The organism is Ornithinimicrobium kibberense, assembly GCF_006519705.1.
Classification (GTDB): domain Bacteria; phylum Actinomycetota; class Actinomycetes; order Actinomycetales; family Dermatophilaceae; genus Ornithinicoccus; species Ornithinicoccus kibberensis.
This window is the reverse complement of the sequence record NZ_VFXM01000010.1, coordinates 33,889-54,846: the sequence shown is the minus strand read 5'-3', so window position 1 is coordinate 54,846 and position 20,958 is coordinate 33,889. Positions and strand designations below refer to the sequence as shown.

The following is a 20,958-nucleotide window of genomic DNA, read 5'->3' as shown; positions in this document are numbered from 1 at the left end:
CTGCCCGCTGTTAGCGTCGTCGTCGCGTGCCGCTCCGGGCGCGCCGGTCGCAGGGGCCGTCAAACCACGCGGCGTGTCACGCCCACCGGATTGGGGATCTGATGAAGAACCGCTCGCTTCTCGTCGTCGGGGGACTTGTCCTGTCCCTCTCGCTCACCGCCTGCGGTGGCGGGGGCGACGAGGCCCAGGCCGCCGAGGCGATCTCGGCCTCGATGGTGGAGGAGACCGACGACGAGTTCGCCGTCGACCAGGATCAGGCCGACTGCGTGGGCGAGGGCATGGTCGATGAGATCGGCGTCGACCAGCTGCAGGACTACGGCATGCTCACCGACGACCTCGAGGTCGACGACACCGTGGGCGAGGTCACCATGTCGGAGGAGGACGCCGACGCCGCCGCCGAGGTCTTCGTCGGCTGCGTCGACGCGGCCGAGATGTTCACGGAGGAGATCGCGGCCGACGACGAGCTGACCGCCGAGCAGCAGGAGTGCATCGGCGAGGTGATGGACGAGGAGACCCTGACCGAGCTGTTCTCCATGATGTTCCAGGGCAAGGAGGACGAGGGCATGAACGACCTGGTCGGCCCGTTGATGGCCTGCATGTTCTGAGGGCGTTCCGCGTCCGGCACCAGACAGAGTGCGGCGTAGGTCAGGACTCCGTCCCAACGGGTATGCGGTGGTTGCTCACACCTTGGCGCCTGGCAGCCTGCCCGCCTGCTCGATCCACGACCGCAGCTGGTCCTCGTCGAGCTCGTCGTCCTCGTGGATGTCGAGGTAGCGCACCTCGTCGTGCTTGGAGGCCTTCGGCGGCGCCGGGTCGAGCGAGGTGCCCTGCCAGAACTGCACCTGCACGTACTTCGTGTAGCAGCGGAACGACAGGAACCAGCGGTCCTCGTGGGCGCCGTAGAACGGCTGGTTCCACTTCACCGCCTTGCGCACGTCGGGGAGGGTGCTCGTGACCAGGGCATCCAGCCGCCGGCCGACGTCGCTCTTCCAGCCGGGCATGGCGGCGATGTATGCCTGCACCGGCCCGTCGCCCTCCCCCTTGGGGATCTGCGGGTTGCCGCCCGAGAGCAGCCTGGGGCCGGCGTCGTCATTCTTCGGGGTCGTCACGATCCTCCCTCCTCTGTGACGTCGTCGAGCAGAAGGTCCTCCAGCCGCGTCCGCACCAGGAGCACGAGCCGGGAGAGGTCGAGCACGTATTCGGCCCGCTCGTCCTCGGGGACACCGATGCTGGGCTCCGCCAGCGGATCCGCGTCGCCGGCGAGTCTGCGGAGCCGTCGTGCCTCATCGTCGTCGACGCTCAATAGGCGGGCGTCCTGGTCGAGGACGGCCGCCAGGTGACGCAGCTCGTCGAGCTGACGTCCGGACACCCGTCCCATGAGGTCTGCCAGCGCGCCGACCCAGGCGTGGTCGCCCTCCGGCCAGTCCTCGACCAGGTCCGTGACCCGCTCGAAGAGGGCGTAGTGCGCCGCCCACGGGCCCGGCCAGATCTCCTCGTGCTCGTCGAAGGGACGCGCCGCCGCCTGTGCGGCCAGCCGGCGGGCCCTGTCCTCGTCGCCGCGGGCCAGTGCCTCGACCGTCTTGTGGACGAGGTTCGCGGCCGCGGCCATCCCGGCGAGTGAGGCGTCCTGCTCCGCCGACGGCGCACCGCCAGGCACCGTGCCCGACCAGAAGCTGCTCGTTGCCATGGGACCAGTCTGCCGTCCCAGCCGCTGCGGGGCAGCCCGTCGAGCAGCGCCGCACCGGTCTCACCCCTAGGGAGGTGATGCCGGCGGACAGTTCGGTGCCATGGTGGACGACCACCCAGACCGAGGAGGTCTGTCATGTCCGACCAGCCCGAGCCTGTGGCCGCCCTGTGGGAGTGGCAGTTCCAGGGACTGTGCCGCACCACCAACCCCGACATCTTCTTCCACCCGGAGGGCGAGCGCGGCCCGTCGCGCCGCCGGCGGGAGGCCCGTGCCAAGGCCATCTGCGAGCAGTGCCCCGTCCTGCGCGAGTGCCGCGAGCACGCGCTGGCGGTCCACGAGCCCTACGGGGTCTGGGGCGGGATGACCGAGGAGGAGCGGGAAGAGGTCTACCGCCGCAGCGCCCGGCCCCGCACGGCCTGACGCGTCCACTTCGCCACACGTTCGACGTCGATCGCGAGCGACGGGAGACGCGTGTGAATGGTGCCGCTCGGGTCAGCGGCAGGGGGGCAGTATCGTCCGCGGCATGACGCCAGGACGACGGTTCTCCCGCGACGAGTTCCACGCCAAGGTGGCCGGGTTCGACCGTGCGGACCTGGTGAAGGTGCTCTGGACGCTCTACTGGCGCGGCTCAGCACCGGTCCGCGAACGCATCGAGGACCTCCTCGAGCCCGAGGCCAAGAAGGCGCGGGCCTCGGCCCACCAGCAGCCACCCGATGCAGGACAGGTGCTGGCCCGCGTGACGGAGTTCGCCGCCCTGGCTCGCTCAGGGGCCTACCTGGCCGGCGATCGCAGGGTGTCCCGGCAGGAGAGGACGCGCTGGCGGACGACCTTCCGCGCGCTTGCGCAGGACAGCATCAGCGCACTCTCCGGCGACGACGTGCACACTGCCGTCCGTGCGGTCAGGGTGCTGGTCGACCTCGCGTGCGAGACGAAGGAGTACGACTACTTCCGCTCGGAGGACCCGATGGAGGCAGCCCGTTTCGTCGTCTCCGACGCCGTGGCGGTGATGTGGGCGCGGCTCCGGGACACCCAGGGCGCAGGCCCCATGGTTGAGCAGGCCGTCAAGGACCTGGTGCGGTGGGAGCGGCGGTGGGGCTGGACGCGGCGAGGTGACGGCCGAGTGAGTGCGCAGGAGGTGTCGTTGGCGAGCACGCTGGCCGGCCTCCTCGTCGTGCCCGACCTGTGGACGCTGGCCGCGCGCGAGCATGCGGACGCCGTCGACGCGGTCCTGCGGAGGCGGGCGCGAGGTCGACAGGGGCGGAGCCGGACGGAGCTGGCCGAGGACCTGAGCGAGTGGCACTCCCTCCTCGGCACCCACCTGACCGTGTCGCAGCACGACGAGCTCCTCGACCGGTTGTCCGCGCACCCCGCACTCGCCGAGGCAGTCAGGAACGGGTGAACTGCGTCCTCGACGCAGGCGACGTTCGGGGGCGGTATGTCGGACCCGCCTGGGACGCTGGCACGACAGACGAGAGGTGGTCGGGATGGTCAAGGGTGGGCGACGGCAGCGGTCGGTCAGCGAGGACGAGATGGTCCTCGCCGACCTGGAGGGGGCGGAGGTGGCGAGCGCGACGGTGAGCTACGCCCGTGAGCGGCGCCGCCGCCAGGGGCGCGAGCGATGGGGCCAGCTCCAACGCATCGCAGAGGTCTACGGGCTGGGCGAGCCCGACGCGTTCGACGACGTCCGCCTGCGCGTCCTGCACGAGGTGGTCGCCTACGTCGACGAGCACGTATGGCGTGACGCCATCGACGACGTCCGTCGCCACATCCTCGAGGACGACGACGGCGACGGCTGGTTCCCGGACGTGGCGGAGCGGAGGCGGGCCGGGATGCCCGTCGAGCGCCCCGTGGGCATCGACGACGACCCCGCTCGCTCCCTCGCTGCCCGCGAGGACGCACTCTTCCAGCCGCCCCGCCACGCGATCAGCGACATGACGATGACGCAGAACGACGCGGTGACCCGGGCCCGATCCCACCTCGAGGACGAGGGGTCGAGCATGGTCGTCGACGAGGAGTCCATCTGCCCCAACCCCTACCTCGACCTGTGGCTCGTCGACTACACCGACCCCGAGCACCCCGGCGAACCCCTCGACGGTGGCGGTCCGATCATCGTGCTCGCCGACGGCCGGACCTACCAGCTGGGTGGTGGCCCTGGCCGCCCACGCGAGCTCCTCGGCGCGGTCCTGCCACCGGACGACGAGTGGGAGTGAGACCGGTGCAGGACCTGCCGTCTCACCCACTCCCCGGCAGCACCTCGGTGACCGCTCCCCCGTCGACGTCCCACCGGCGGGTCAGCCGCACCGTCTCCAGCATCCGCCGGTCATGCGTGACCAGCAGCAGCGTCCCGTCGAAGGACTCCAACGCCTGCTCCAGCTGCTCGATCGCCGGCAGGTCCAGGTGGTTCGTCGGCTCGTCGAGGACGAGCAGGTTGACCCCGCGCGCCTGCAGCAGCGCGAGGGCCGCCCGCGTGCGCTCCCCCGGCGACAGCGTCGACGCCGGCCGCCCGACGTGCCCGCCGACGAGGCCGAACTTGGCCAGCAGCGTCCGCCGGTCGGCGTCGGTCCACTCCGGCAGCTCGAGGGCGAAGACCCGGGCCAGCGGCACGTCCACCGCGTCCAGCAACCGCCGCGCCTGGTCCACCTCCCCCACGACGACGCGCGAGCCCAGGGACACCGCGCCCTCGTCCGGCTCCACCTGCCCCAGCAGCAGCGCCAGCAGGGTCGTCTTGCCCGACCCGTTCGGCCCGGTGATCGCCACCCGGTCGCCCAGGTCGAGCTGCAGGTCCACCGGGCCGAGGGTGAACGCCCCCGTCGGCCCCGACCGGCGCACCACCGCCGCCCGCGCGACCGCCACGACGTCGCCCGACCGGGGCGCCTGCGCGATCGAGAACTGCAGCTGCCACTCCTTGCGCGGCTCCTCCACGACGTCCAGGCGCTCGATCATCCGCTGCGTCTGGCGGGCCTTGGCCGCCTGCTTCTCGGAGGTCGCGACCTGGTGCGCCCGGATGAACTTGTCCTTCTCCTGCCGCCGCGCCGCCTTCTTGTTGGCGGCCCGCACGCCCTTGTCCATCCAGTCGCGCTGCATCCGGGCGCGCGCCTCCAGGGTCCGCCGGCGCGCGGCATACTCCTCGAAGGCCTCCCGTGCGTGCCGGCGTGTGATCGACCGCTCCTCCAGGTAGGCGTCGTAGCCGCCCCCGTAGGCCACCACCCGCCGCAGGCTGCGGTCGATCTCCACCACCGTCGTCACCGTCGCCGACAGGAACGCGCGGTCGTGGCTGACGAGCACGACGGGCGCCTCCAGCCCCTGCACGAACTCCTCCAGCAGGTCCAGGCCCGCGGCGTCGAGGTCGTTGGTCGGCTCGTCGAGCAGGTAGCTGTCGTAGCGCGACAGCAGCAGCCCCGCCAGCCCCACCCGCGCCGCCTGCCCGCCGGAGAGGGTGCGCACCTCGCGGTCCAGGTCGACCGCCAGGCCCAGCCGCCCGGCGACCTCCTCGGCCCGCTCGTCGAGGTCCGCGCCACCGAGCGCGAGCCAGGCCTCCAGGGCGGTGGAGTATGCCGTCGCGCCCGCCTCGTCCTCGGGCCGCTCCGCCAGCCGCTGCGCGGCGGCGTCCATCTCCGCCTCGGCGGCGGCGACCCCGGTGCGGCGGGCCAGCGACTGCCGGACCGTCTCGCCGGGCAGCGCGTCGGGCTCCTGGGTCAGCAGACCCAGGTGCGCGGTCCGGGGCGACACGGTCACCGTGCCGGCCTCCGGCGCACGACGCCCGGCCAGCACGTGCAGCAGCGTGGACTTGCCGGCGCCGTTGGGGCCGACCAGCCCGACGACGTCGCCCGGGGCGACGACGAGGTCGAGGCCGGAGAAGAGGAGGGCGGCCCCGTGGCCGACGGCCACGTCCCGGGCCTGGATGGTCGCGGTCACCGGCCCATCCTCCCAGCAGCGGACGAGGGGTTCCCACTACGATGGGACGTAGACGGTCTGGGTCGGCCCGTCGTCTCCACTCCCGATCGTGACGGGTCCCCAGGAGAGGAGAGACCATGTCGTACTCGAAGATCCTGGTGCCGGTCGCCCCCGGTCACGGCGACGAGGCCGGACGGGCGATGGAGGTCGCGAGGTCGCTCAGGTCCCCGGACGGCGCCATCACCGTCGTCACCGTCCTCGAGGAGCTGCCCCGCTACCTGGGCGCGGACGTCTTCGCCCTGGAGCCGGCGATCGAGGAGAGCCAGCAGACGGCGGTGCAGGCGATCGTCGACGAGTTCGGCGGCACGGACGTCGAGGTCGTCACCCTCAACGGGCACCCGGCCCGCAGCATCGTCGAGCTGGCCCGGACCGAGGGGTTCGACTGCATCGTCATCCCGTCGGCCCAGCCGGGGTGGGAGCACTTCCTGCTCGGCTCGACCGCCTCGGGCGTCGTGCGGCACGCCCGCTGCTCGGTGCACGTGGTGCGGACGCCGGAGGTCGCCGGCGACTGAGGCCGGCACCCAGGTTCCTTCCCGCACGACCTGCAGCGGAAACCGGCTCCTGCAGCGGGTAGGAACCCGCCGCAGGAGCCGGAAGCCGCTCTGAGTTGCAGCAGGACCGACCTACCATCGGACGGTGAGCACGACGACGGCCGCGGCCTCCCCGCGGGGGGCGCGACGGCATACCCTCAGCGCCGCCGAGCGTCGCAGCATGGTCCTGGCCTCCCTGGCCGTCCTCGCGCTGCACGTCCTCGGGTGGGGCAGCCTCTTCCTGCTCGTCGGGCCGGCACAGCTCGAGCTGGGCGGCGCGCAGGGGCAGGTCTTCGGGGTCGCGGTCGGCATCACCGCGTTCACCCTTGGCGCCCGGCACGCCTTCGACGCCGACCACATCGCGGCGATCGACAACACCACGCGACGCCTGGTCGCGGAGGGGCGGCCGGCGACGAACGTGGGCTTCTGGTTCTCCCTGGGCCACTCCACCGTCGTCGTCGCGCTGGCCGCGCTCGTCGCCGCCGGCCTGTCCACGCTCGTGCGCGACGCCACCAGCGCCGAGTCGACGTGGAACCGGTTCACCAGCGTGTGGGGCCCGCTGGTCGCGGGGATCTTCCTACTGGTCATCGCCGCCGTCAACGTCGTCTCGCTGCGCGCCTCCGGCGGCCACGGCCCGGCCGGCCCGGTCACCAGGGTGCTGGACCGGATCGGCACCCGCATCCGCACGCCCCGGCAGATGTATGTCGTGGGCCTGCTCTTCGGCCTCGGGTTCGACACCGCCACCGAGGTCAGCCTGCTCATCCTGGCCGGCTCGGCCGGGGTGGCCCAGCTGCCGTGGTGGGCGGTCATGACGCTGCCGGTGCTCTTCGCGGCCGGCATGTCGACCTTCGACCTGCTCGAGGGGTGGGTGGCCCGGCTGGCCTACGGGCGGGCGGCCGAGCAGCCCGACCGGCTGCGGCGCTACAACGTCGGCGTCACCCTCGTGTCCGTGGTCGTCGCCGGGGTGGTCGGCCTGGTGTCGCTGTCGGGCGCGCTGGCCACCTGGGGCGGCTGGCCGGACCCGCTGGCGTGGACGACGACGCTGGCGACCGACTACTGGGGCTGGGGCCTGGCCGCAATCCTGCTGGTGGCGCTGGTGTGGCTGACGGTGGCCCGGCGAGCGGCTGGAAAGACGTCGGCAGGGGCTTGACGTCCCCTGCGCAAGGGCCGATGTCGGGCTAACGTCGAGACATGGGCACCCTGCTGGTGACGAACGTCCCCGACGAGCTGCACGCCGCCGTGGCCGAGCGGGCCCGGTCGCAGGGATCACGATCTCGGAGCACGTGATTCGGCTGCTGCGCCGCGACCTCGCCGCTCCCACCCTCAGCGAGTGGGTCGCCGAGCAGCGCGCCCGCCGGTTTTCACCACGGCCCATCGACGTCCTCGGTGCCCTGGACGCGGTGAGAGCGGAGTACGACCCCCATCACCCGACAGTGGGGCCGATCAGCTCGTAGACGGTCCCGTCCGGGCCGCGGTAGTGCGCCCAGACGCGGTCCCCGTCCCGCTGGGTGTCCCAGAGGAACTCCACCCCCTCGGCCTCCATCCGGTGCCGGGTCCCCTCGACGTCGTCCACGACGAGGCCGACGCACGGGCGGTCGCCGAACGCGACGTGGTCGACGTCCTCGGGCCCGTAGACGTGCAGCTCGGTGCCGTCGCGCAGGCGGAACCAGACCAGCCGGTCGGGCTCATCCCGGACGACCGCCAGCCCGAGCGTGTCGCGGTGGAGCGCGACCGCGGCCCTGAACCGTTCCCGGTCCTCGATCCGCACCCCCAGGAAGCCCAGCCCGTGCACGCCGTCGGTGGACATACAGCCATCGTAGGGACCGGGGCCTACCCAGGGGGCCGCTCCTGCTGCATACTCTCCGCCAGTGGGCCCCGGGGCAGGGGCGCCGGAGCGCGAGGGGGCACCGTGGCCGTGCACGACGAGCTGGAGGCCGTGATGGCCGCCGGCCGGTGGGAGAACCTGCGGCCCTATGTCCTGGCCGACCCGGACAGTGCCGTGCACCGGTCCGTCGCGGAGTGGTACCGGTCCCGTCATGCCCACTGGGCCGAGGTGTACAGGTGGGACCTCTTCCAGCGGGAGCAGGACCCGGCCGTGGACGGCCGCGGCGCCCTCCGGATCCTGGCCCTCGCCTTCCTCCCGCCGGCACGGGCCGCCAGAGAGCTCGGTCGGCTGAGCTCGGGATGGGGACGGGCGCCCTGGGACGCGCTGGGCGTCGAGGTCGCCCTCTCGCGCGGTGCCGACTTCTGCCGTTCGTTCCTCGACGCGGCGTCGCGCCTCACCTTCGGCAAGGAGGAGCTGTGGAGCGTGGGGTGGCTGGCCAGGTTCGGTCTCCCGCTCGTCCAGGCCGGGGTGGCGGAGCTGCCCGACGAGCCGACGTTCGGGCACGCCTGGTCGGCCATGTTCGGCGGCACCAGGGAGCACCCTCTCGTCGAGGAGATGAGAGACACCCCGTTCCTGGCTGAGGGCCTCGCGGTGGCGCTGGCCACCCCTGACGCGTTCGCCCGGTTCGAGACCATGCGGGTGCCCGGGCAGGAGCTCGAGCTGGCGCTGGCGCAGCTGGTCGCCGAGCGTGTCCTCGACCGGGAGCGGGTCGTCGACTCGGTGCTCGAGGCGCTCACCCGGCAGGACAGCGACCACAGCCAGCGCGCGCTCGCCCGGATCCTCGGGGCCCTGGAGCTCGAGGCCGACGATGCCGCGGCCCGCCTGCCGCTCCTGCTGCACCTGCTGGCCACCGCGCGCGGCCCGGTCACGGCCGTGCTGCTGCCTGCGGTGATCGCCGCGGCCGGCGACGAGGAGATCCCCGCGGTCGCCACCACGGTCTTCACCCGCCCCGAGAAGGCTCAGCGCACGACCCTGCTGAGGGCGCTCGTGGCCAAGGACGCGCCCTGGGGCCGGCCGGCCCGGGTGCAGGCCCTGCAGGTGGCCGCCGACCTGCCCGACCGTGCGCTGGCCGAACGGGCCGGCCGGACGCTGGCCAGGCTCGGTGCCGAGCCGGCACCGCCCCCCGGGCCGGCCCCCGGCGGTGACGCCGCACCCTCCCAGCTGTGGACCGACCCTCCCCCGGTCGACCCGCCCCGCCCGGTGACCGTGGTCGAGCCCCACGAGGCGTCGATGAGGGCCGCCCTGAGCCGGCTGACCGCGGCGACGGACCCCTCCGACGGGGCGATGTTCTGGGACGGCGCGGTGCGCTGGGCGTTCGCCGACGCACGCGCCGCTGTGGCCTGGGCGCGGGGGCTGGGCGACCGGGTCTACGAGATGGACGTGCCCGCCGGGCTGACCCCGCTGCGCGCCGAACCGTGGGACCTGGTCGGCCCCGCGGAGCACCGTCGGCTGCGCGAGACCACCGCGCGGTTCCACACCGGCGTCCGGGCACCCTACGACCCCGACTCCTACGGGGTCACCAGCCGCAGCACCACCCAGGCCCTGCACAAGGTGCTCATGTCGGAGACCACCAGGCGCCTGGGCGAGATCCCCCTCGTGGTCAGCACGCCCACCCGCACCGACGGGACGCTCGAGCTGCCCGCGCTCGTCGAGCGCCTGCGCGGGTATGCCGCGGGCGGCCACCTCGTCGGCCCCGTCGACCTGTTCGTCGCCCTCGCACGGCTGGAGGAGGTCGATCCCGGGCGCGCCGCCGAGCTCGACGGCGTGGCGGTCGGGCTCTGGTCGGAGGAGGAGACCGGGGGTATGCAGCGTCCGCCCCGGTCGCGTCGGCACGTCGACGCGGCGCAGCTGGTGCGCGACTGGATCCGGGGCGGGGGCCTGCCGCCGCTGCGGGTGAGCCACCGGGACGGGGCCCTCGACGTCGCCCCGCCCACCCTGCCGGTCCCTGCCGAGGCGTTCGGCGGCATACCCCCGTCGTTGGTGGCCGGGCACGAGGACGGGGTGCACATGGAGTACTCCGACTGGTCGGTGGGTGCCGAGACCGACGTCGGCGTGGTGCCGGCCTGGGCGGACCTGCTGGCGGCACGAATGCAGCGCAGCTTCGACCAGAAGGGGCGCTTCCCCCCGAAGCTGCTGCCGGCCCTGGCCGCCTCGCCGCGACCCGGCCCGGCGGTGGTCCACGCGGTGACCGCGACCCTCTCGCACGCCGACGAGGACTGCCGGCTGCTGGCGGTCGACGCCGCCCTGACCCTCATGGGGCGCGGCCTGTGGGACCCGGCCGGGCACACCACCTGCTGCCAGCACCTGCTGGCGGACGGTCAGCTGCGGCTGGCCCGGCTGGCGCACTCGTGGGAGCAGCTCGTCCTGGCCGGCGGACTGAGACTGCTGTGGCCCACCGCCGTCGCGGTGCTGGACGGCGCGTGCGGCCTGGCGAAGAAGCCACCCGGGCTGGCGGAGGTGCTGGGGATGCTGCGCCGTTACGTCCCGGCCGTGCCCGACGTGGTCGTGCCGGGGTCCGTGTCGGCGTTGGCCACGTCGAAGGGCAGCTCGAAGGCGAAGGTCGAGGCGGCGGCGTTCGTGCAGTCGGCGACCGCCGGAGCAGCGACCGCCGGAGCAGCGACAGAGGCGGCGTCATGACCACCGGCTACCGCGCCGCCTCCCGGCTGGACGAGGGCTCGCTCGGCCTGGAGACGGCGCTCGGCCTCACGCCGGCCGGGCTGGTCGAGCAGCCGCGGTTCTTCTCGGGGATGGTGTCCCGCCCCGACGTCACGGCGTCGGCGCTGCTCGCCGTGGCGGACGTGGCCGGGACGCGCTACTTCGACGCGGGGCTGGCCAGGCGGGTGGCGGCCGCCAGCGCCGACCCGGTCGTGACGGCCTCCGGCGACCGGCTGCGGTTCGAGTCGTTCTCCGTGTGCAACGGCGTCCACGCCCGGCTCGACCTGCTGCCCGAGGGCATCGAGGGCGGCGACGTCGCCCACGGGACGACCAACGTCGACGTCAACCAGCCGCTGCGCACCGCCCTCGCCGGGGTCGCGAGCACGGCCCTGCTCCACCTGGACGTGGGCACCGACGGGCTGACCGTCTCGACGCCCGAGGGGACCACCGTCGAACGCCCGGTCGACCTGCCGCACCGGTGGGTCCGCGGCTTCGCCGAGGTCCCGGTGCTCGCCTCGCGGATGACCCAGCGGGCCGAGCTGCCCGGGCCCGTGGCGGCCCGGTGGCTCGCATCGTTGCCGCGGGCCACGCCGGGCCCGTCCTACCACCTGGTGCCGTCGCCCGGCGGCCTGCGGCAGAGCCTGCGGCGCACCTCCGGTTCGGTCCACCTCGCCGGGGCCGCACGGCTGGGCGCCGCCGCGCGGGTGGCCCGGTTCGCCACCCGGCTGCGCGTCTTCGCCGGGGAGGAGGACGGCGACCTGGCCAGCGCATGGGTGTTCGACCTGCCCGGGGCGGCCCTGACCCTCGTGCTCTCCCCGGAGCCCTACCGCGGGTTCTCCGGCGAGGGCGGGCTGCTGACGACCCTGCTGGCCGCGTCCGCGGAGAGCTCCGCCCTGCAGCTGCTGGAGCACCTCGCGTGGGAGCCGCGCATCGACCGGGTGGCGCTGGGCGGGGCGACCGGGCTGGGATCGGCCGAGGTCGAGGCCGGCATCGGCTACCTGGCCGCGACGGGCAAGGTCGGGTTCGACCTGCTGGAGGACAGCTGGTTCCACCGCGAGCTGCCGTGGGACACGAGCCGGGTCGAGGCCGACAACCCACGGCTGCGGGCCGCCCGCACGCTGGTGGCCGAGGGCGCGGTCGCGCCGACGGCGCAGGGGTGGACGGTCCGGTCCGAGGACCACCGGCACTTCGTCGTGCGCGAACCTCTCAGCTGCACCTGCCTGTGGTGGGCCCGGCACTCCGGCAGCCGCGGCCCGTGCAAGCACGTGCTGGCCACGAGGCTGCTCATGCAGTGAGCCTCAACCACCTGGTGACGGCACCGGTCTCCGCCGGCCGTTCCCGTGGTGGCGGACCCGGTGCACGTCGGGCCGGTGGCGGAGATACATCTCGCCCGCCACGACGTGCATCGTCAGGCCCAGCCAGAAGGCCCACCCGAAAGCGCCCCGGAAGTCGGTCAGACCGGTGCCCAGCAGCAGGCCGACCCAGAGCCGGATGGTGCCGACCCCGGTGCTGACCGCGAAGGCACGGATCATCCACCGTCGGTGCTGGACGACGCGGTGACCACGGGCCCCCCGGAGACCGAGCAGGAGGGTGACGGCGAACCACGCCCCGAAGACCACCGTGGCGGCCGTCTGCGGCGCACCGCCGAAGGCGTGCCGGGCCCCGAACAGCAGCCCGAACGCCGCACTGAGCAGACCCAGCACGATGGCCACGCGGCCCATCCGTCGGTGCAGGCGAAGGTGCCGACGACGGACCCGGGCGGACAGCTGAGGAAGAGCCAGGACGAGGAAGACGGTTCCCGGCACGATGTGCAGGTAGCCCTCCCACGGGTGCGCCACGTAGCGACGCCCGAACGGGTCCTCGCCCGGGGTGCCGGCCAGCAGGTGCGGGACGTCCTCGACGAGCCGCAGCACCACGAACACGGCCAGGACGAGCAGGACCAGCCCGACGACTCCCCGCAGCAGGAGATCGCCGCGGCCACCGCCGCCGGACCGCTCCACGTTGCCGTGCTTACCAGTGGTGGGAGGGCCCGCACAAGACCCGGTCCGCTACGTCTCCGGCCACAGGGCCCGCCGGGCCAGGGCGACCGCCCGGTGGTCCTGCTCCCTCCCGGTCCGGTCGAGCAGCCGCTCCCCCGCCGCCCGGCGCAGCGCGGACCAGACGGGGCGGACCCACTGCGTCACGTGCCGGCTGTCGACCCCGCCCGGCGCCGTCCGCAGGCCGCAGTCGGTGAGGATCCGGGCGATGGTGTCGCAGTGGCCGAACGATGGCCGGCCCTCCGCCGCGGTCAGCAGCGCGAAGAGGACCCCGGCCACCTCCACCCAGGTGTCGCGGTGGTGCAGCAGGCGCGCGGCCAGCGCGTCGGCATACTCCTCGTCCGTGGTGAGCCCGCGCGCCAGCTTCGTCCGCAGCAGGCGCCCCTTGTGCTTCCGCAGCAGCCCCAGCTCCTGGCACGTGCTGCGCAGGTCCGCGACGGGCGCGGTCAGGTCCTCCCGGTTGCCCTTGCCGATCCAGTCCTCGTCGAGGCCCAGCTCACGGTAGGTCCGCTCGACGTAGGCCGGCTTCATCCAGCCGGCCGCCGTCAGCGGGATGCCGTCCTCGCCGGCGAGCTCGACGAGGAAGCGGTAGGGCCGGGCGATCTGCGCCAGGTCCTCCGCGCTCAGCTCGGCCGGGTGCTCGGTGCGGGCGCGCTCCACCAGCCGCCCGAGCTCGGCCGCGGTCGGTGCGAGCGCGATGTCGAGCAGCGGCTCCAGCGCCGCCGGGAACTGCCCGGTGTCGCCCGGCTCGCCCGAGGCCCCCAGCTGCCGGAGGACCTCCTCGGTGGACAGCCCGACGAGCGAGAGCCGCTCGGCGACCTCGTCGGTGCTGAACTCCGTGGGGTCCCAGTCGGGCGGCAACCAGTCCCGGCGCTCCCGGTCGAGCGCGCGTAGCGAGGGGTCCTCCAGGTATGCCGCGACGAGCTCGTTGTGCCCCGGCACCCCGCCGCAGTCCTCCAGCGGGCCGGCCATCCGGCCGCCGGTGCAGACGGCCGTCGGGGAGTCCTCGTCGAGCGGGCCGACCGCCTCGAGCCTGATCGTGCAGGTCCAGTCGTCGCCGAAGTCGTAGGTGTAGAACAGCCGGTCCCCCGGCTCACGCAGCAGCTGGTCGAGCTGCACCTCCGACTCGAGCACGCCCTCCTCGCCCTCGGACAGGTCGAACTCGGTGAGGAAGGACGGCCCCGTCCACACCTGCTTCTGCGGCCCCGGCCAGAACTTGTGCAGGTGGTAGTCCTGCCAGCCGAACGCCGCCTGCAGGATCTCGTGCACCTCGTCGAGCATCAGGTCGCCGTGCAGCACCAGCCGTCGCCACACCGGGGGTTTGGCCCCGTCCACGTCGACGCGCAGCGTGAGCGCGGACGGCTCGTCCGGCGGGTCGGGCAGCTCGGGCATCTCGGGGGTATGCCGTTCCGGCCCGGGTGCGAAGGCCCCGAGGCCGCCGCCTCCGCCGAGGCCGCCGCCGAGGATGCCCTGCAGCACGCCGTCCAGCTCGTCCTTGGACAGCCCCTGCACCCAGCGGCGGATCTCCTCGGTCCTGTCGTCACCCACGGGACGAGGGTAGACGCGTTTGACGACGGTGACCGATCGTGGTCGCGATGACGACCACAACTCGTCACCTCATCCGGGGTCGAAGTCGAACGGTTGTGGCAGCTCGCGCAGGACCCTACTGGAACAGGTGGGCTGAACCTTCCCCGGCTCACTCCCCCCGCGGGTCCCCCACGGAGGCCAGGAACAGCGGCCACCCGGTCTCCCCGTCGGCGATCCGCACGAGGTAGGGCCGGTCGACGGTCAGCTCCACGGGGGGCTCGGCCGCGGCCGACTCGGCGAACCCGATCTCGGTGACGGCGGCGGCGACCGTACCCTCCTCGTCGACGGCGAGCACGGCCTGCTGCACGGCCTGGCTGATGAACAGCTCCTGCTCGCTCATCCCGCCGAAGCCGCCCTCCAGCGACGAGGGCGCCCGCTCGCGCAGCCAGGGGGTCAGGTCGAGCTCGGACTCCACGTCGGCCACCGGCATCCGTAGGATCACCAGCCGCTGCTCCCCCGTGTCGAGCTCCCCCAGGATCTCGGCGAGCAGCTCCGGCGTCAGGTCGGCAGGCGCGGTCCCCTGCGGCGGCAGCACGACCTCGGCCGCCAGCCGTCCGCCGGTGTAGGGCAGCCGCACCGCCTCCCACCCCTCCACCTCGGCGTAGGCCGTCGGGCGCTCCCGCCCGGGGTCCATCATCTCCACCTCGACCTCGTCCCCCGAGGCGAGGGTGAAGGTATGCGGCGCCGTCAGCGCCGCGGGGAAGGGCTCCTCCCAGCGGGCGGCCAGCAGGATCGCGTCCTGCAGGACCAGGCGCAGGTCGGGCTGCGGCACGATCGCCGACTCGGGCACCAGGCCCCCGGTGTGCTCGTCGACCCACGCGTCGAGCACGGCCTTGCCCTCGTCCCCGCTCAGGTCGGTGGTTACCGCGGGCGCGCCGTAGGAGCGGGCCAGGGCGTCGACGAACGGCTGCCGGACCGCGAGCCCCTCGTCGAGCACGAGCCGGTCGGCCCGGTGCACCACCGGCGTCCCGGGCAGCTCATCCTCCTGCACCACCGACGGGTCGCCGTCGAGGCCCGCCAGGGCGGTGGTCAGCGCGTTCACCGCGTCGGTGCGCTCCGGCCCCTCCGCGCCGAGCACCTCCTCCAGCTCGGCCAGCGTCCGCCCCACCGCCCCCTCGGCCGCCATCGACAGGGCCACCTGGAGGCTGGCCGGCGAGGTCACGGTCGTGTCCTCCTCCGCACCGGCGAGCAGCTCCAGGCCGACGACGTCCGCCGCCGCCACGACGTCCCCCAGCGCGGTCGCGTCGTCGGGGTCCACGGTGACGCGCACCTCGTCGCTGCCGAGCGGCATACCCTCCGGCCCTGGCCGGTCCCCGCAGGCGACCAGGGCCAGGCTCGCCGTCAGGGCGAGCGCCCACCACCGTCCGGGAGCCGTGCTGCGCCGTCGCATGCCGTTGAGACTATGCCCGTGCCTCCGCGGTTCCGTGACGACCCAGAACCCTGCGGCCCCAGGCCCCCCGGCGCTACCGTGGTCCGACCACGCTGCGCAGGAGGCCGCCATGACCGAGGTGCTCGCCCGTCCGCTCATCCTCGTCCGCGGCTTCGGCGGGCTCGACGTCAGCGCCGAGCAGGCCAACCCCTACCAGGGGTTCAACGAGGGCACCGTCTACCCGGGCCGACGCGGAGACAACTACATCTACGAGGGGTTCCTGCTGCGGGCGATGAAGTCCCGCGACTACCCCTACACCGACGCCACCAACGTCGTCGGCTACTACTCCAGCCCCGTCTCCTCCCCCGGCGGCGACCTGGGCGGATGGGACCCGGAGGACACCGGCGGCACCGTCGTCGTCGACCACCAGGTGGCCGAGCGCGTGCTGCGGGAGGCGGCCCGGGGCACGCTGTGGGTCTACCGCTTCTACGACCTGTCCCCGCGGTCGTTGCAGCGCTACGGCGAGGGGTTGGCCCGGCTGATCGGGCTGATCCGCAAGGCGGTCGAGCAGAAGGAGCCCGGTGCCTTCGACGGGGTCGACCTCGTCTGCCACAGCATGGGCGGCCTCGTCATGCGCGAGGCGATGCTGGCGCTGGACCGGCAGGAGAAGGGGTCGGCCTCCCGGCTGGTGCACCGGGTCGTCACGCTGGGCACGCCGCACCGCGGCATCGCCTTCCAACGGCTGCCCCGCTGGCTCGTGGAGACCCTCCCCGGGGCGAGGTCCGGCTCGGACGAGCTCGCCTCGTTCTCCCCCGACAGCACCCGCTTCCTGGAGCTGGCCGACGTCTTCCCGTTCGAGCGGATCCTCACCGTCGTGGGCACCAACCACCGCAGCTACGCCGTGGGGGCCGCCAGCGTGCTCAACCGGCTCTCCTCGCTGCTCGACGAGGGGACCCTGGCCACCAACCGCAGCGACGGCCTCGTCAAGCACTCCTCCGCCCAGCTGCCCGGCGCCCCACGGACCTTCGTGCACAAGAGCCACGGCGGCTTCGACTCGGTCGTCAACTCCCGGGAGACCTACGAGATCGCCATGCGCTTCCTGCACGGCACGCACCAGGTCTCGCTCTGGCTCGAGGAGGCCGAGATCACCCGGGGCGGGGACTGGTTCGGCAACAGCGAGTTCTACTTCGGGGTGAGCATCAAGCCCCGCTACGTCGACTTCGAGCTGTTCCACCAGAGCGCGGAGGCGGAGAACTGCTACGGCCCGTTCAGCCGCGCCGACCTGTCCGACCCGTTGCCGGAGCTCGCCGAGGAGCTGCGGAAGCCGCTGGCCGAGCCGGGCGACCGCACCACCGGGTGGGCCGGGCCGGACCGGCTCATCTGGCAGGGCTGGATCGACGGGCGGATCAAGCCGAGCACGCAGGCGCGGGGCATGGTCTTCCGGCTGGACGTCTACGTCGGCGAGCGCGACTCGCACGGCATCGGGTTCTCCGACAACGTCATCTTCCGCAAGCAGTACTACGTGCAGGTCTTTCCCGGCACCTCCGCCGAGCTGTTCCTGCACACCGGGGAGCAGTACCTCAGCGCGCGCGGCGACAACGACCTCGAGCGCCTCCGGCAGGTCGCCGCCGACCACGCCCACCTGGGCGTCAAGGCGCCCGTGCAGCACCTGCAGGAGGTGGGCGTGCGTCCCGGCTGGTCCTTCGAGGTCCAGGGCACCGGCTTCCGCGCCCGGATGCGGGTGGCGATCGCCGCCAACCGGGACCACCGCGACTGACGCCTCCTGCTCACCACCCCGCGGGTATGACGAGGCTCGCCTCGACCATCGCCGCCCGGACCCGTTCCCGCACGGCGGGATGGGTGAGCCGGCGGTGGTCCAGGTCGTCCCGCAGGCCGGGCCCCAGGCGCGCGGCCAGCCAGCCCAGCACCTCGCCCTGGCCGAGCAGGTCCAGGGGCGTCCCGCCCTCGCCGAGCACCCCGTGGACGGAGGTGTAGACCTGCACGGCCGTGCCCTCCCCGGTCCGGTCGAGCCGGACCCGCCGGTAGTTGGGCTCGGTGGCGTCCACCCGCGCCAGCTGGGCCTCGTCGAACCAGCACACCACGAACGTCCCGACCACGTCGGTCCCCGGACGGGCCCGCACGGGGGCGGCCGCGACATACCCCCGGGCGCTGACGTGGGCCGAGTGCCCGACCTGCAGGCCCTCGACCCTCGTCAGGGTCATCGGCAGGCCGGTCCCCAGGAGCCCGCCCAGCTTGGCCCGGAGCACGGTCGGCGAGGCGTTGGAGCCGACGGCCACGACCGGCGTGCGCCCCTGCAGGTCCGGTGCGTCCTCGACGAACCCCGCAGGACCCAGGACCCCGGGGCGGGCAGGCTCGGCCCAGGGGTAGCCGCGGGGGTCCGGGTGGGCCGCCGGCACGACGGCTACCCCCGGTGCGCGACGTCCACGGCCCGGGCCCAGGCCGCGACGTCGGCCGGCAGCTCGGGGGAGGCCACGCCCGGGTCGAGCAGCTCGACCACGCGGGGGGCGGCCACCCGCTCCCCGCTGCCGCGGGTGAGGAAGCGTCCGGCGACCAGGCCGCGGGCGTGCAGCCGGTCGCCGCGCTCGAACCGCTGCTCGAGGTAGACGACCCGCTCGTCCCAGCCGAGGACCCGGGTGACGATCTCGAAGCGCTGGCCCAGCGTCAGCGACCGCCGGTAGGTCACGGTCTGGGCGGCGACGACGGGGTACCACCCCTTCTCCCGCAACGGGGGGAAGCCGCCGACGTCGGCGATGTAGTTGCTGCGCGCCACGTCCATCATCTGCAGGTAGACACCGTTGTTGACGTGCAGGTAGAAGTCGAGGTCGGCCGGGCGCACCCGCATCCGGGTCACCGACGGGTCGAGCAGGCCCTGCCCCGGGACCGGCCGCCGGGGGCGGGTGCTGACGCGCATGAGCTGGATCTGCCGGGCCACGGCGTCACCGTACCCGGACGGGAGGGATGGCTCAGACCGGGGCGAGGGGCGACTGGCCCTCGTCGAGGCTGGCGATGATGCGGGCCACGATGTCGTTCATGGTGACCAGCCCGACCAGGGAGTTCTGCCGGGTGACGATCAGCCGGTTGAGGCGGTAGCGGTCCATCATCGCCGCGGCGTTGCGCACGGACAGCTCCGGGGCCACGGTGATGACCGGGGTGAGGGCGACGTCGTAGACGTTGATGAGGTCGATGTCACCCTCCTCGGCGACGATCGTCCGCAGGATGTGGGAGTAGGCCAGCAGCCCGAAGGAGTCGTGCTCGCTGCGACGGTCGACCACCAGGCTCTTGACGCCCCGCTCCCCCATGAGCAGCAGCGCGTCGCGCAGGGTCGCGAACGGCGAGACCCGGTAGACGTCGGTGATCATGATGTCGGCGACGGTCAGCATGGTCCTCAGCCTTCCTTCCCCTGCAGGCGCTTGTCGAACGCCAGCACCTGTTCCATGTCCAGCCCGGCGATGTGCTCGACGGGCAGGCTGAACGCCAGCCCGCGCGAGTCGCCCTCCCGGACGAGCAGCTCCCGCATGCCCTTGAGGATGCCCATGGCCACGTGCCGGGCGACGACCATGACGAGCACGCTCTGGGAGCCCTCGAAGGTGAGCCCGAAGAAGGTCCTGCGCGCCTCGGCGCTCAGCCCCTTCCCGGCGAGGACGGTGACGCCGGCGGCGCCCTCGGCCTGCGCCCGTTGCACGGCCTCCTCCTCCAGCTCCTCGGGGGTGATGGCGACCACGACGACGAACTTCATCGAACTGTCCTCCTGTGGAGTCGATCCTGGATGATGGCATAGCTGAGCACGGTGAGGACGGGGAACATCGAGGCGAAGGCGATCAGGCCGAACCCGTCGATGAGCGGGTCGCGGCCCGCCACGCCGGTGGCCAGGCCGATCCCCAGCGCCGTGACGACGGGCACGGTGATCTCGGAGGTGGTCACGCCGCCCAGGTCGAAGGCGAGCGCGACGATCCCCGGCGGCGCCACGAGGGTGAGCAGGATCGCCAGCCCGTAGCCGCCGACCATGTAGAGGTGCAGCGGGTCGCCGGCGAGGATCCGGTAGGCGCCGATCGTGATGCCGGCGCCGACGCCCAGGGCGACCGCCACCCGGAGCACGCCTGCCCGCACCCCTCCGGGGGCGGCCTCCTCCGCCTGGCCGGCGATGGCAACGAGCGCCGGCTCGGCCAGGGTGGTGGCGAACCCGACGAGGAAGGCGAACAGCAGGATCAGCAGGGGCACGTCCCTGGCGACGAGCTGGTCGGCCAGCAGGGTGCCCAGCGGAAGCAGACCGAGCTTGAGGCCCACCACGAAGGCGTAGAGCCCCAGGAGCACGAACAGGAAGCCGACCGCGACCCGCGCCGGGTGCGGGACGCCGTGCCGCAGGACGACCAGCTGGAAGAACAGGACCACGACCACGAGCAGGGCGACGTCGCCCAGCATGCCCAGCAGGCCACCCAGCACGTCCGCCGCCCCGCCGATCCCGACGTCGCCCGACGGCGCGGGGGGAACCGGCTCGAGGGCCTGCTCCGTGGCCGTCCCCCGGTAGACGATCATGCCGTAGACCTGGACGGTGATCATCGGCACCATGACGGCCAGCCCGACGAGCCCGAAGCCGTGCAGCAGCGCGGTCCGGCCGCCCAACGACGCGGCCAGCCCCAGCCCGATCGCGGCCACCAGCGGGACCGTGACGATGTTGGTCGTCACCCCGCCGGAGTCGTAGGCGAGGCCGACGACCTCGGCCGGGGCGGCATACGTCACGAGGATGACGACGACGTAGCCGACGATGACGAACCGGTGGATCCGCCACCCCAGGACGGCGCGCATGATGCCCAGGACGATGACCGCGCCCACCGAGCTGGCGATGAGCAGGCGCAGGACGAGGGCGTCGATCCGGCCCCCGCTGACGAGCTCGGCCTGGTCGGCCACCGCGATGAGGGCCGGTTCGGCGACGACCGCCGCCGCACCGATCGAGAAGCCGAACGCCAGCAGCGACACCAGCGCCCGCTTGCGGGTGAACTGCGAGGCCAGGCTCTTGCCGAGGGGGAAGACGCTGAGGTCCAGCCCCTGGAGGAAGACCGCGATGCCCAGGGCGACGACGAGCATCCCCACCACGAGGGTGCCCACGTCTTCCGGGACCTCGCGCATGACCAGCAGCTGGAAGGCGATCACCACGGCCAGGATCGGGACGAGGCTGGTCAGGGCGTCTCGGAGCCTCACCAACAGGTCGCGTGCGTAGTAGCGCATGCGACCCTCCA

At 73.4% G+C, this 20,958-nt stretch carries 21 protein-coding genes; 9 read left to right on the top strand and 12 right to left on the bottom strand.

Going from position 1 to position 20,958, the window contains the following annotated elements; translation table 11 throughout:
• The first annotated feature begins 101 nt into the window (after positions 1-101).
• Complete coding sequence (locus tag FJR00_RS09855; RefSeq protein ID WP_075958577.1) at positions 102-605, top strand: hypothetical protein; 504 nt, start codon at positions 102-104, stop codon at positions 603-605.
• Positions 606-680: 75 nt separating this feature from the next.
• Here FJR00_RS09855 and FJR00_RS09850 read toward each other — a convergent pair whose 3' ends face one another.
• A complete protein-coding gene (locus FJR00_RS09850; RefSeq protein WP_141338570.1) occupies positions 681-1,109 on the bottom strand; it encodes a DUF1801 domain-containing protein in 429 nt (142 codons plus the stop codon).
• Positions 1,106-1,687, bottom strand: a complete 582-nt coding sequence (locus FJR00_RS09845; protein ID WP_141338569.1) for a hypothetical protein — start codon at positions 1,685-1,687, stop codon at positions 1,106-1,108. Before FJR00_RS09845 ends, FJR00_RS09850 begins: the two co-directional genes overlap by 4 nt.
• Positions 1,688-1,822: 135 nt before the next feature.
• Here FJR00_RS09845 and FJR00_RS09840 point away from each other — a divergent pair, with 135 nt between their 5' ends.
• The 3 genes from FJR00_RS09840 to FJR00_RS09830 all read left to right on the top strand — a co-directional run bounded on the left by FJR00_RS09840 (position 1,823) and on the right by FJR00_RS09830 (position 3,897).
• Positions 1,823-2,107 (top strand): WhiB family transcriptional regulator, encoded by a 285-nt coding sequence (locus tag FJR00_RS09840; protein ID WP_141338568.1) that lies wholly within the window; start codon positions 1,823-1,825, stop codon positions 2,105-2,107.
• 103 nt (positions 2,108-2,210) lie between these two features.
• A complete protein-coding gene (locus FJR00_RS09835; RefSeq protein WP_141338567.1) occupies positions 2,211-3,086 on the top strand; it encodes a hypothetical protein in 876 nt (291 codons plus the stop codon).
• An 85-nt stretch (positions 3,087-3,171) separates the two neighbouring features.
• Positions 3,172-3,897 carry a hypothetical protein gene (locus FJR00_RS09830; protein ID WP_141338566.1) on the top strand — a complete coding sequence of 242 codons (726 nt, stop codon included), beginning with the start codon at positions 3,172-3,174 and terminating at the stop codon, positions 3,895-3,897.
• A gap of 22 nt (positions 3,898-3,919) precedes the next feature.
• Here FJR00_RS09830 and FJR00_RS09825 read toward each other — a convergent pair whose 3' ends face one another.
• Complete coding sequence (locus tag FJR00_RS09825; RefSeq protein WP_141338565.1) at positions 3,920-5,602, bottom strand: ABC-F family ATP-binding cassette domain-containing protein; 1,683 nt, start codon at positions 5,600-5,602, stop codon at positions 3,920-3,922.
• 116 nt (positions 5,603-5,718) lie between these two features.
• Here FJR00_RS09825 and FJR00_RS09820 point away from each other — a divergent pair, with 116 nt between their 5' ends.
• Both FJR00_RS09820 and FJR00_RS09815 read left to right on the top strand, forming a co-directional pair.
• Positions 5,719-6,153 (top strand): universal stress protein, encoded by a 435-nt coding sequence (locus FJR00_RS09820; protein ID WP_141338564.1) that lies wholly within the window; start codon positions 5,719-5,721, stop codon positions 6,151-6,153.
• A 124-nt stretch (positions 6,154-6,277) separates the two neighbouring features.
• Complete coding sequence (locus tag FJR00_RS09815) at positions 6,278-7,321, top strand: HoxN/HupN/NixA family nickel/cobalt transporter (RefSeq protein ID WP_202876636.1); 1,044 nt, start codon at positions 6,278-6,280, stop codon at positions 7,319-7,321.
• A 273-nt stretch (positions 7,322-7,594) separates the two neighbouring features.
• Here the strand turns inward: FJR00_RS09815 and FJR00_RS09805 are convergent, their stop codons facing one another.
• Positions 7,595-7,978 carry a VOC family protein gene (locus FJR00_RS09805; RefSeq protein WP_141338563.1) on the bottom strand — a complete coding sequence of 128 codons (384 nt, stop codon included), beginning with the start codon at positions 7,976-7,978 and terminating at the stop codon, positions 7,595-7,597.
• Positions 7,979-8,080: 102 nt separating this feature from the next.
• Between FJR00_RS09805 and FJR00_RS09800 the strand changes: the two genes are divergently transcribed.
• Entirely contained in the window at positions 8,081-10,693 is a 2,613-nt protein-coding gene (locus FJR00_RS09800) for a hypothetical protein (RefSeq protein WP_141338562.1), read from the top strand.
• Positions 10,690-12,006, top strand: coding sequence for an SWIM zinc finger family protein (locus FJR00_RS09795; protein ID WP_141338561.1), 1,317 nt, complete (start codon positions 10,690-10,692; stop codon positions 12,004-12,006). Before FJR00_RS09800 ends, FJR00_RS09795 begins: the two co-directional genes overlap by 4 nt.
• Before the next feature lie 3 nt (positions 12,007-12,009).
• Here FJR00_RS09795 and FJR00_RS09790 read toward each other — a convergent pair whose 3' ends face one another.
• From FJR00_RS09790 to FJR00_RS09780, 3 genes are all read right to left on the bottom strand, one after another.
• The gene (locus FJR00_RS09790) at positions 12,010-12,711 is read right to left on the bottom strand and encodes a DUF2306 domain-containing protein (RefSeq protein WP_141338560.1); all 702 of its coding nucleotides are present in this window, start codon (positions 12,709-12,711) and stop codon (positions 12,010-12,012) included.
• A 48-nt stretch (positions 12,712-12,759) separates the two neighbouring features.
• The gene (locus tag FJR00_RS09785; RefSeq protein WP_141338559.1) at positions 12,760-14,295 is read right to left on the bottom strand and encodes a plasmid pRiA4b ORF-3 family protein; all 1,536 of its coding nucleotides are present in this window, start codon (positions 14,293-14,295) and stop codon (positions 12,760-12,762) included.
• 148 nt (positions 14,296-14,443) lie between these two features.
• Positions 14,444-15,724, bottom strand: a complete 1,281-nt coding sequence (locus tag FJR00_RS09780) for a serpin family protein (protein ID WP_202876635.1) — start codon at positions 15,722-15,724, stop codon at positions 14,444-14,446.
• 109 nt (positions 15,725-15,833) lie between these two features.
• On the opposite strand from FJR00_RS09780, the gene FJR00_RS09775 reads away from it, so the two are divergent.
• On the top strand, positions 15,834-17,480 hold the full coding sequence (locus FJR00_RS09775) for an esterase/lipase family protein (RefSeq protein WP_181409576.1): 1,647 nt from the start codon (positions 15,834-15,836) through the stop codon (positions 17,478-17,480).
• 10 nt (positions 17,481-17,490) lie between these two features.
• Here the strand turns inward: FJR00_RS09775 and FJR00_RS09770 are convergent, their stop codons facing one another.
• The 5 genes from FJR00_RS09770 to FJR00_RS09750 are packed head-to-tail and all read right to left on the bottom strand — an operon-like array spanning position 17,491 to position 20,947.
• Positions 17,491-18,120, bottom strand: a complete 630-nt coding sequence (locus FJR00_RS09770; RefSeq protein WP_141338557.1) for a hypothetical protein — start codon at positions 18,118-18,120, stop codon at positions 17,491-17,493.
• A 5-nt stretch (positions 18,121-18,125) separates the two neighbouring features.
• Positions 18,126-18,656: an acyl-CoA thioesterase gene (locus FJR00_RS09765; RefSeq protein WP_238330422.1), complete on the bottom strand. Its 531-nt coding sequence runs from the start codon at positions 18,654-18,656 to the stop codon at positions 18,126-18,128.
• 31 nt (positions 18,657-18,687) lie between these two features.
• Positions 18,688-19,104, bottom strand: coding sequence for a CBS domain-containing protein (locus FJR00_RS09760; RefSeq protein WP_141338556.1), 417 nt, complete (start codon positions 19,102-19,104; stop codon positions 18,688-18,690).
• Positions 19,105-19,109: 5 nt separating this feature from the next.
• On the bottom strand, positions 19,110-19,460 hold the full coding sequence (locus FJR00_RS09755) for a transcriptional regulator (protein ID WP_141338555.1): 351 nt from the start codon (positions 19,458-19,460) through the stop codon (positions 19,110-19,112).
• Positions 19,457-20,947 (bottom strand): DUF1538 domain-containing protein, encoded by a 1,491-nt coding sequence (locus tag FJR00_RS09750; RefSeq protein WP_141338554.1) that lies wholly within the window; start codon positions 20,945-20,947, stop codon positions 19,457-19,459. The genes FJR00_RS09755 and FJR00_RS09750 overlap by 4 nt, the downstream gene beginning before the upstream one ends.
• Between the last annotated feature and the right edge of the window lie 11 nt (positions 20,948-20,958).

Excerpts from the sequence above, each read along its gene's own strand:
- FJR00_RS09855 (WP_075958577.1), top strand. The coding sequence starts at position 102 with ATGAAGAACCGCTCGCTTCTCGTCGTCGGGGGACTTGTCCTGTCCCTC.
- FJR00_RS09845 (WP_141338569.1), bottom strand. The coding sequence starts at position 1,687 with ATGGCAACGAGCAGCTTCTGGTCGGGCACGGTGCCTGGCGGTGCGCCG.
- FJR00_RS09840 (WP_141338568.1), top strand. The coding sequence starts at position 1,823 with ATGTCCGACCAGCCCGAGCCTGTGGCCGCCCTGTGGGAGTGGCAGTTC.
- FJR00_RS09835 (WP_141338567.1), top strand. The coding sequence starts at position 2,211 with ATGACGCCAGGACGACGGTTCTCCCGCGACGAGTTCCACGCCAAGGTG.
- FJR00_RS09830 (WP_141338566.1), top strand. The coding sequence starts at position 3,172 with ATGGTCAAGGGTGGGCGACGGCAGCGGTCGGTCAGCGAGGACGAGATG.
- FJR00_RS09820 (WP_141338564.1), top strand. The coding sequence starts at position 5,719 with ATGTCGTACTCGAAGATCCTGGTGCCGGTCGCCCCCGGTCACGGCGAC.
- FJR00_RS09805 (WP_141338563.1), bottom strand. The coding sequence starts at position 7,978 with ATGTCCACCGACGGCGTGCACGGGCTGGGCTTCCTGGGGGTGCGGATC.
- FJR00_RS09795 (WP_141338561.1), top strand. The coding sequence starts at position 10,690 with ATGACCACCGGCTACCGCGCCGCCTCCCGGCTGGACGAGGGCTCGCTC.
- FJR00_RS09780 (WP_202876635.1), bottom strand. The coding sequence starts at position 15,724 with ATGCGACGGCGCAGCACGGCTCCCGGACGGTGGTGGGCGCTCGCCCTG.
- FJR00_RS09775 (WP_181409576.1), top strand. The coding sequence starts at position 15,834 with ATGACCGAGGTGCTCGCCCGTCCGCTCATCCTCGTCCGCGGCTTCGGC.
- FJR00_RS09760 (WP_141338556.1), bottom strand. The coding sequence starts at position 19,104 with ATGCTGACCGTCGCCGACATCATGATCACCGACGTCTACCGGGTCTCG.
- FJR00_RS09755 (WP_141338555.1), bottom strand. The coding sequence starts at position 19,460 with ATGAAGTTCGTCGTCGTGGTCGCCATCACCCCCGAGGAGCTGGAGGAG.
- FJR00_RS09750 (WP_141338554.1), bottom strand. The coding sequence starts at position 20,947 with ATGCGCTACTACGCACGCGACCTGTTGGTGAGGCTCCGAGACGCCCTG.